At 68.8% G+C, this 279-nt stretch carries 1 protein-coding gene; it reads right to left on the bottom strand.

What is annotated here, in order from left to right; translation table 11 throughout:
• Nucleotides 1-279 (bottom strand): solute carrier family 23 protein (locus SAZ04_RS21895; protein WP_332699652.1); only part of this gene is annotated, 279 nt, incomplete at both ends.

The following is a 279-nucleotide window of genomic DNA, read 5'->3' as shown; positions in this document are numbered from 1 at the left end:
GCAGGCCGAGGACCACCAGGACCGAGCCGCCCGCGGTCACGACCCAGCGGCTTTTGATACCGGTGATCGCGACCACGCCGACGTTCTGGGCGAACGCGCTGGCGGGGAAGCTGTTGAAGACGGGGGAGATCGCCGTCGCGAGCATGTCGGCGCGCAGGCCGTCGCCGACCCGGCGAGGCGTGATCTCCGTGCCCACGATCTCGCCGACCGCGATGATGTCGGCCGTCGTCTCGGTCATGATCACGAGGACCACGATCACCATGGAGACGATGGCGCCGA

The organism is Halalkalibacter lacteus (genome assembly GCF_036663595.1).
GTDB lineage: Bacteria > Bacillota > Bacilli > Bacillales > Bacillaceae_D > Halalkalibacter > Halalkalibacter lacteus.
This window is presented reverse-complemented; position numbering and strand designations above follow the sequence as displayed.